The sequence below is a fragment of the Burkholderia sp. 3C genome (assembly GCF_054589155.1).
The window spans coordinates 54,144-60,697 of record NZ_BAAILN010000159.1 but is presented as its reverse complement, the minus strand read 5'-3'; the positions used below and the strand labels follow the sequence as shown (position 1 = coordinate 60,697).

General features: G+C 67.9%; 7 protein-coding genes. 1 reads left to right on the top strand and 6 read right to left on the bottom strand.

Features of this window, described 5'->3' with window-relative positions; genetic code table 11:
* Positions 1–70: 70 nt before the first annotated feature.
* The 6 genes from panB to hda are packed head-to-tail and all read right to left on the bottom strand — an operon-like array spanning position 71 to position 5,210.
* The gene (gene panB, locus ACYP33_RS34325) at positions 71–886 is read right to left on the bottom strand and encodes a 3-methyl-2-oxobutanoate hydroxymethyltransferase (protein ID WP_414443997.1); all 816 of its coding nucleotides are present in this window, start codon (positions 884–886) and stop codon (positions 71–73) included.
* 46 nt (positions 887–932) lie between these two features.
* Positions 933–1,616 carry a deoxynucleoside kinase gene (locus tag ACYP33_RS34320; RefSeq protein ID WP_414451998.1) on the bottom strand — a complete coding sequence of 228 codons (684 nt, stop codon included), beginning with the start codon at positions 1,614–1,616 and terminating at the stop codon, positions 933–935.
* An 11-nt stretch (positions 1,617–1,627) separates the two neighbouring features.
* A complete protein-coding gene (gene folK / locus ACYP33_RS34315; RefSeq protein ID WP_414443999.1) occupies positions 1,628–2,161 on the bottom strand; it encodes a 2-amino-4-hydroxy-6-hydroxymethyldihydropteridine diphosphokinase in 534 nt (177 codons plus the stop codon).
* A gap of 29 nt (positions 2,162–2,190) precedes the next feature.
* Complete coding sequence (gene pcnB, locus ACYP33_RS34310) at positions 2,191–3,768, bottom strand: polynucleotide adenylyltransferase PcnB (RefSeq protein WP_459625545.1); 1,578 nt, start codon at positions 3,766–3,768, stop codon at positions 2,191–2,193.
* Positions 3,765–4,451: a histidinol-phosphatase gene (locus tag ACYP33_RS34305; protein WP_414450300.1), complete on the bottom strand. Its 687-nt coding sequence runs from the start codon at positions 4,449–4,451 to the stop codon at positions 3,765–3,767. Before ACYP33_RS34305 ends, pcnB begins: the two co-directional genes overlap by 4 nt.
* Before the next feature lie 21 nt (positions 4,452–4,472).
* The gene (gene hda, locus ACYP33_RS34300) at positions 4,473–5,210 is read right to left on the bottom strand and encodes a DnaA regulatory inactivator Hda (protein WP_414444002.1); all 738 of its coding nucleotides are present in this window, start codon (positions 5,208–5,210) and stop codon (positions 4,473–4,475) included.
* Between the two features lie 300 nt (positions 5,211–5,510).
* Here hda and purM point away from each other — a divergent pair.
* Positions 5,511–6,554 (top strand): phosphoribosylformylglycinamidine cyclo-ligase (purM, locus tag ACYP33_RS34295; RefSeq protein ID WP_459625543.1); only part of this gene is annotated, 1,044 nt, incomplete at its 3' end.

The window sequence follows — 6,554 nt, the reverse complement described above, 5'->3', positions numbered from 1 at the left end:
ACCCGGTTCAGGGTGCCGCGCTTTTTTTATCCGTATCGGTATCCGCAGCGGCTGCCGCCGCCGCGATCGCTCAGAACGAATGCTCGGGGCCGGGGAAGCTGCCGTCCTTGACGGCGCGCACATAGGCTTCGACCGCCGCGAAGATGCTCGGCTGGCCGTGCATGAAATCCTTGACGAAGCGCGGGCGCTTGCCGGGAAACACGCCCAGCATGTCGTGCAGCACCAGCACCTGGCCCGAGCAGCTCGCGCCGGCGCCGATGCCGATGGTCGGCGTGGTGATGGACTGCGTCAGTTCCGAGGCGAGCAGCGTGGGCACCGCTTCGAGCACCATCAACTGGCCGCCGGCCTGCTCCAGCGCCTTCGCGTCGCGCAGCAGTTGCGCCGCGCCGGCCTCGGTCTTGCCCTGCACCTTGAAGCCGCCGAACGCGTGCACCGATTGCGGCGTGAGCCCGAGGTGCGGACACACCGGAATCGCGCGCTCCACCAGGAAGCGCACCGTCTCGGCCAGCCATTCGCCGCCTTCGAGCTTGACCATCTGCGCGCCCGCGCGCATCAGCTTCACCGAGCTGTCGAATGCCTGAGCCGGCGTGCCGTAGGTGCCGAACGGCAGGTCGGCCACGATCAGCGCGCGCGGCTGGGCGCGCGCCACGCAGGCCGTGTGATACGCGATCTCGTCGAGCGTGACCGGCAGCGTGGTGGCCTGGCCTTGCAGCACGTTGCCGAGCGAATCGCCGATCAGCAGCGCGTCGACGCCGGCGCGGTCGAGCAGCGCCGCGAAGCTGGCGTCGTAGCAGGTCAGCATCGCGATCCTGTCGCCGGCCTCGCGCATCTGCTGCAGCTTCGGCACGGTAACGGCCGGTCGGCTCGATTCCTGGAGATAGGTCATGGGGAGATCCGGTTCGTGAGAAAACACAGGCGGCCACCGACGCGTTTCAGCGGTCGGCGCCACCCTTGACGAAGGATTCCTTGCGGCCGCGCATGGTTTCGATGCGGGTCATCAGCAGTGCAAGGTCGTCGGGCGAGTCGAGCGGATTCAGGTGTTCCGCCGCGACGGTGAGGACCGGCGTGCGGTCGTAGTGGTAGAAGAATTCGTTGTAGGCGTCGCACAGCGAGCGCAGGTAGGCGTCGCCGATCTGCAGCTCCATCGGGATGCCGCGCTTCTGGATACGCGCGTAGAGCACCTCGGGGCTGGCCTGCAGATACACGACCAGATCGGGCGCCGGGGCCGGCACGTCGATCCGTTCGGCGAGCGTGCGATACAGCTGCCATTCGTCGTCGCCGAGCGTGAGCCGCGCGAAGATGTCGTTCTTCTGCGGCATGAAATCGGCCACCAGCGCGAGGCCGGCGGCTTGAGCCGCAGCCAGCTCCTGCGCCTGCTGCGCGCGCTGCAATGCGAACGACAACTGCGCCGGCAGCGCATGACGTGCGCCTTCGCGATAGAAGCGTTCGAGAAACGGGTTGTCCTGCGGGCGTTCGAGCAGCGTGCGCATCGCCCAGCGTTCGGCGATCAGCTGCGCGAGCGTGGTCTTGCCGACGCCGATCGGCCCCTCGATCGCGATATGGCGATAGGGCGGGCGCGAATCGGGTGGTGTGACGGTCAGCGGTGCGGCAGTCAACGGCGTGGCGTTCATGGGCAGCGGCTTTTGTCGTTCGCGGCCTTCATCGCCATCAGGCACTGGCAGGTTTGGACCTTCTCGATGCGCTGATCCGACACCGCCGTCAGAAACGCCTGCGCGCTGCCGTGGATCGGGATCGCCAGCGCCGGATCGAGCTCGATCAGCGGCACCAGTACGAAGGCGCGGCCCGTGAGGCGCGGATGGGGCACCACCAGATCGGGTTCGTCGATGGTGTGTTCGCCGTACAGCAGGATGTCGATGTCGAGCGTGCGCGGCGCGTTGTGGAACGGCCGCTCGCGGCCGAAGTGGTGCTCGATCTGCTGGCACAGCTTCAGCAATTCGCGCGCCGGCAGCCGCGTCTCGATCTTGACCGCGCAGTTGTAGTAATCGTCGCCGCCCGCGTCGATCGGGGCCGTACGATAGAGGCTCGATTTGCCGAGCACGACGACCGCGCCGCACTGTTGCGCGAGGCAGACCACCGCATCCTTCAATGCCTGGCGCGCATCGCCGAGATTCGCGCCGAGCCCGAGATAAGCAACCGTCATGGCATCCACTTCCTGCGTCGTCCGGCGGCTCAGTCGTCCGCGTCCGCTGCCGGCGTATCCGTTGCCGGTGCGGTGCCGTCGTCGGGCCGCCGGTTACGCACGCCGCCACGGCGGCGGCGCTTGCGCGGGGCGGCCGCGGCGGGGTCGCGCGGCGTGCCCGAGGTCAGCAGCGCTTCGCGAGCGGCGACATCGCCGTCCATGAAATCCGTCCACCACTGCGCCACCGATTCGTCCAGTTCGCCGGACTCGCAGCGCAGCAGGAGGAAATCATACCCCGCTCTAAATCTTTGGTGTTCCAGCAGCCGGATCGCGCCGCGGCCCGAGCGCTTCTCGAGGCGCAGTTGCAGGCCCCAGATTTCACGCATGTCGGCCGAGTAGCGCTTGTGGATCGCGAGCTTCTCGGTCTGCATTTCGAGCACGTCGTCCATCGCGCGTTGCAGTGCGGGCACCGGGAACTCGCCGTTCGCGACGTTCTGGTTCCAGCGCTGGCGCATGTCGTGCCAGAGCAGCGTGGCGAACAGGAAACCCGGCGAAACCGACTTGCCGGCGCGCACTCGCGCGTCGGTGTTGTTCAGCGCGAGCGTGATGAACTTCTCGCCCTGCGGCTGTTCGAGCACCACGTCGAGCAGTGGCAGCAGGCCGTGATGCAGGCCCTCGCTGCGCAGCTGCTTGAGGCAGGCCAGCGCGTGGCCCGACAGCAGCAGCTTCAGCATTTCGTCGAACAGGCGCGCGGCCGGCACGTTGCCGATCAGGTCCGCCAGCGGCTTGATCGGGTCGCGCGTGTGGGGTTCGATGTCGAAACCGAGCTTGGCCGCGAAGCGCGCCACGCGCAGCATCCGCACCGGATCTTCACGATAGCGCGTGGCCGGATCGCCGATCATGCGCAAGAGTCGTGCGCGCATGTCGGCCATGCCGTCGTGGTAATCGAGCACCGTTTGCGTCGCGGGGTCGTAATACATCGCGTTGATCGTGAAGTCGCGGCGGGCCGCATCTTCGTGCTGCTCGCCCCAGACGTTGTCGCGCAGCACGCGGCCGCTCGCGTCGACCGCGTGGGTGCGGCGGTCGAGTTCGTCGCGCTTCAGGCGGCGCGGCGGGGCCGCATCGTCGGCGGCCGCGGGGGCCGGGGCGGGGGCGTCGGCCGGCGCATCGACGAGCGCGCGGAACGTCGACACCTCGATCAGCTCCTGGCCGAACTGCACGTGGACGATCTGGAACCGGCGGCCGATCACGCGGGCGCGGCGAAACAGGCGCTGCACCTCGGTGGGCGTGGCGTCGGTGGCGACGTCGAAATCCTTCGGTGCGATGCCGAACAGCAGGTCGCGTACCGCGCCGCCTACGATGAAGGCGCGGAACCCGGCCTGCTGCAGCGTGTCGGTCACGCGCACGGCGTTGCGCGAGATCAGCGAGGGATCGATGCCATGCACGGCGGCCGGCACGATGGTGGGATCGGTGCGACTCGCGGCGACCTTGGCGGCGTCGCGTGCGGCCTGCTTTTTCGCCGCGGCGATGGCCTCAGGCGAGGAATCGGGGGCGCCGGAATGCGGGGCGTCGTCGTGGGCGGCGGTGTCGTCCTGCCCGAGCAGCTTGCGGATGAATTTTTTGATCACGAGGCTTGGAAGAGTTCGAGGATGCGCCAGCCTTGCTCGCGGGCATGGGCGCGCAGCGTGTCGTCGGGGTTGGTGGCGATCGGGTCGGTGACTTTCGCGAGCAGCGGAATATCGTTGTGCGAATCGCTGTAGAAATAGCTGTGTTCGAAATCGGCCAGCGATTTGCCGAGCGAGGCGAGCCACGCTTCGGTGCGCGCGATCTTGCCTTCGCGAAAGCTCGGTAGGCCGGTGGCGCGGCCGGTCAGGTCGGAGGCCGGATGGCCGTCGACGGTTTCGACTTCGCAGGCGATCAGCGTTTCGACGCCGAAGGCCGTGGCGATCGGCCGCGTGACGAAGGCATTGGTGGCCGTGACGATGCAGCACAGATCGCCGGCTTCACGGTGCTGGCGGACCAGATCGACGGCGGCCGGCAGCATGGCCGGGCGGATCACCTCGTGCATGTACTGCTCGTGCCAGGCGTCGAGCTGGGCGCGCGGATGCTGCGCGAGCGGCGCCAGCGCGGCGGCCAGATAAGCGTGGATGTCGAGCGTGCCGGCCTTGTAGTCGGCGTAGAAGCGGTCGTTTTGCGCGCGGAAGCGCTCCGCATCGACGAGGCCGAGCTTGATCATGAAGCGACCCCATTCGTGGTCGCTGTCGGTGGGGATCAGCGTGTGATCGAGGTCAAAGAGTGCCAGATTTGTCATGGAGGGGCATTTTACTTGAAGCTACTTGATCCGGCCGGAAGCGCCGGCCGCGACGGCCGCTTCGCGCTCCAGCGTGGCCAGCAGCGTACGCAGCAGCGGCAGCGTCACGGCGCGTTTCTGTTCGAGCGAGAAGCGATCGAGTGCATCGAGGAGGGCCATCAGGCTCGGCATGTCGCGCCGGTAATGGGTGAGCAGGTAGGCGGGCACGTCGTCGGCGATCGCGATGCCGCGATCCTTGGCGGCCCGCTTGAAGACGGCGGCCTTGTCGGCGTCCGACAGCGGCGCGAGATGGAACACCAGGCCCCAGCCTAGCCGCGTGCGCAGGTCCTCGCGCACGTCGAGCGCGAGCGGCGCGGCCGGCCCCGCGCCGACGAACGCGCTCGACGGATGGGCGCGCACCTCGTTGAACAGGTTGAACAGGGCGATCTGCTGGGTGTCGCTCATCGCGTCGATGTCGTCGACCGCATACAGCGAGACGCGCGGGTCGAACGCGATCGCGCCGAGCGGGCTTTGCGGCGTCAGGTAGCGCGCGCTGCCGTAGGAGGTGTCGTAGACGAGCGCTTGCAGCAGATGGCTGCGGCCGCTGCCGGCTTCGCCCCATACGTAGAACGAACGGTCGGCCACCGGGCCGGCTGCGAGCGCGAGATCGAGCCGGCGCAGCCGCGACACGAGTTCGTGGTTCGCGCCGATGGTGAAATTCTCGAAGGTCCGGGGCGGCGGGGTACCGAGGTCGAGCGTCAGTTGACGGGTGGCGGTCACGATGCGGATCGGTCGAGGTCGGGCGCGCGCCATGCGCCGGCGGCCGTGCCGGAGCCGCCGCGCCGATGCGCAAACGCCACGGCGCAGGCAGCCGCACGCGGCGTGCCGCCAGGGCGCGCAGGCCCTGAACGGCGCGGCCCGCGCGGCGGCGCATGGCGCGGCGTGGCGGGCACGATGGCCTGCGATGAAATCGGGGACGATTCGGACACGATGGTTTCCGTCGAAAGATCGGCGCGGTAATTCGGCCGGGCGTCCGGCTTCGGGTAAAATCGCATTTTACCGACCTTCTCGCATTCCCCCATGACTTCTCCGAAATCCGCTCCCGACGCCCAAGGTCTTTCCTACCGTGATGCGGGCGTCGACATCGACGCGGGCGACGCGCTCATCGACAAGATCAAGCCCTTTGCGAAGAAAACGCTGCGCGAAGGCGTGCTCGGCGGGATCGGCGGATTCGGCGCACTGTTCGAAGTGCCCAAGCGTTACAAGGAACCGGTGCTGGTGTCGGGCACCGACGGCGTCGGCACCAAGCTGAAGCTGGCGTTCCACCTGAACCGCCACGACACGGTCGGCCAGGATCTGGTCGCGATGAGCGTCAACGACATCCTCGTGCAAGGCGCCGAGCCGCTGTTCTTCCTCGATTACTTCGCGTGCGGCAAGCTCGACGTCGACACGGCCGCCGACGTGATCAAGGGCATCGCGAAGGGCTGCGAGCTGTCGGGTTGCGCGCTGATCGGCGGCGAAACCGCGGAAATGCCGGGCATGTACCCGGATGGCGAATACGATCTGGCCGGCTTTGCCGTCGGCGCGGTCGAAAAGAGCAAGATCATCGACGGCAGCACGATCGCCGAGGGCGACGTGGTGCTGGGCCTGGCGTCGAGCGGTATCCACTCGAACGGTTTCTCGCTGGTGCGCAAGATCATCGAGCGCGCGAATCCCGATCTGAACGCCGAATTCGACGGCCGCACGCTGGCCGATGCGCTGATCGCGCCCACGCGCATCTACGTCAAGCCGCTTCTCGCGCTGATGGCGAAGCTGCCGGTCAAGGGCATGGCCCACATCACCGGCGGCGGTTTGGTCGAGAACATCCCGCGCGTGCTGCGCGAAGGCCTGACGGCCGAGCTCGACCAGAACGCATGGACGCTGCCGCCGCTGTTCCAGTGGCTGCAGCAGCACGGCGGCGTGGCCGACGCGGAAATGCATCGCGTGTTCAACTGCGGCATCGGCATGGCCGTGATCGTGTCGGCAGCAGATGCCGATGCGGCCGTGGCCGACCTGAGCGCCGCGGGCGAGCAGGTCTGGAAGATCGGCAAGGTGCGTGCGACGCGCGAAGGCGAGGCGCAGACG